Source organism: Microvirga sp. 2YAF29, from assembly GCF_052114605.1.
Lineage (GTDB): Bacteria > Pseudomonadota > Alphaproteobacteria > Rhizobiales > Beijerinckiaceae > Microvirga.
The window spans coordinates 1-306 of record NZ_JBFRFB010000058.1 but is presented as its reverse complement, the minus strand read 5'-3'; the positions used below and the strand labels follow the sequence as shown (position 1 = coordinate 306).

Genomic DNA, 306 nt, shown 5'->3' with positions numbered 1-306 from the left:
CAGCAGGCCGTAAGCCGTGGCGGTACGAGCGTCGAGCTGGATGCGGCCACGAGCGCGGAAGCCAATCGAGTCGTCGAGACGCGACTGCGGCTCGAGATACAGCATCTCGGCGCGGACGCGGCCGCCGACGCGGAGGCAGGTTTCCGTGCCGGGGATGTAGAAGAAGCCTGCGCCGTAGGTGGAGCAGACGCGAACGTATTCAACTGCAGCGGCCTTCTTCGCGGGAAGATCGGCGGCTTGAGCTCCGGCAACGGCGGCGAGACCCGCAACCGATCCGAGAAGAAGGCTCTTAACGAGCTCTTCATG

At 65.4% G+C, this 306-nt stretch carries 1 protein-coding gene; it reads right to left on the bottom strand.

The features are described from left to right. On the bottom strand, nucleotides 1–306 hold a 306-nt coding region (locus AB4Y85_RS19500), incomplete at both ends, for a porin (RefSeq protein WP_441986558.1).